This window comes from Streptomyces sp. SM1, from assembly GCF_002910825.1.
GTDB lineage: Bacteria > Actinomycetota > Actinomycetes > Streptomycetales > Streptomycetaceae > Streptomyces > Streptomyces okerensis.
Genome location: NZ_NEUB01000632.1, coordinates 1 through 1,508 on the forward strand (window position 1 = coordinate 1; position 1,508 = coordinate 1,508).

General features: G+C 62.0%; 1 protein-coding gene and 1 pseudogene. One reads left to right on the plus strand and one right to left on the minus strand.

Features of this window, described 5'->3' with window-relative positions; genetic code table 11:
- A pseudogene (locus B9S61_RS16070) lies at positions 1–376 on the minus strand (IS5/IS1182 family transposase); the annotation flags it as partial.
- Between the two features lie 543 nt (positions 377–919).
- On the opposite strand from B9S61_RS16070, the gene B9S61_RS16080 reads away from it, so the two are divergent.
- A complete protein-coding gene (locus tag B9S61_RS16080) occupies positions 920–1,384 on the plus strand; it encodes a hypothetical protein (RefSeq protein ID WP_103542875.1) in 465 nt (154 codons plus the stop codon).
- Positions 1,385–1,508: the final 124 nt, after the last annotated feature.

Here is a 1,508-nt window from a genome sequence, read left to right on the forward strand (position 1 = left end):
CGTTGGGGCCGGGGGCGGCGACGCGGTCGGTGCGGATGACGGTGCCGTCGAGGTTCAGATGCGTCAGCCCGGCCGCCTTCGCGCGTTCCAACGCGGTGGCGAGGTCCGGTGCCCCGGCCGCCAGAACGGTCAGCCCCTCATGGAGGTAGCGGTATGCGGTGGAGGCCGACAGGCCGTTGTCGCGGGCGAGTTGGGAAAGGCGGGTGCCGTCGATGAACCAGCGCAGGACGAGCACCGCCTGCGGGAAGCAGCCCAGCGCACGCCTGCCCCTGCGGGTTCCGGCCGCGACGCGGTGATCGCGCAGCAGCCGGGCCAGGTGCTCGGCGGTGGACCGCTTCACATCGAGCACCGCGGTGTATGTGACACTGGTCGGCACGTGAGGCCCCTCGGTCAGAACAATCCGTCGCAAGATCGTTCCTACCAGGGGCCTTACGTCTGCCCGGACTTGGGGACCGCACGGGCCGCAGCGCAAGCATCGCGATCACAGCGAGCGACGGGCGCTTACCGGGAAAGACTCACTATGTGCTGGCGGGGGCTACGCCGGTATTGGTGCATAACTCGAATGGCTTGTGCGGAACCGCGGCTCTGGATAATGGAGACTGGCAGCACATCGTTGACCGTCACCGGCCCGGAGGTGCACTGGTGGACGACGCGGCTGGAATCTTTACCGGCAAGGCGAAGCATGTTCGCCAGCGAATAGCCGACACAATCAATCTCGGAACGCCTAAGCCCAACACTCCGGATCCTGTTACAGGTGCAGCGCGCCCTGGCCAGATCTACGAGTGAGATTTCGGAACCCCTGTTGGGAGGGCTGGTTCGGCAAATGGTGGCGGCGAGCTAACTGGCGTCCGCGTAATCGTTAACGACGGAAAAATCGTGACGGCGTTTCCGTACTAGTGGGCAGCAAGTGAGGAAAAACGTGATTCATGTCTCCTTCTATCTCCCGGAGCCGGGTTCAGCCTGGATTAAGACCTGGGACGCCGCCAAGCAGGGCGATCCGGCTGCCGCCACGGAGATGGACCTCCGCTACAAGTACTTCGGGGTGAACTTCGAACTGGCGGTTGATGACACCGAGGTCGTCTCAAAGAAGAGATTTGTGACGCTCGTCGACCTGGCCTTGTCCCTTTCTGGTGCGGCGAAGCGAATCTCGTTGGGTGAGGATGCTGCGTTCGGGTTTACGGAAAGCGAGGAGGTTATTCATCTGCGCCAGGATGGTGATCTCATCGCGGTGAGCTCATCGAAGCGTCCTGTGCAGGCGTTCGTGGGACGCGAGGAACTCGTACGAGAGATTCTCATTTTTCTGAGAGCGGCACATTCTCGGCTGATCGCTGAAATTCCTGGATTGTCTGCAAATCCAGTTATTCAGCGAATTCCTCCGGAGTAGGTCGCCTGTCTCGGAGGGAATGAAGAATGAAATGCAGAGGCCCCGCTGGAGTGTTCCAGCGGGGCCTCTGCGGTCAGGGCTGACGCAAGGTCCGGGATTGAGATGTTTCCGCAGGTGAGCGGTC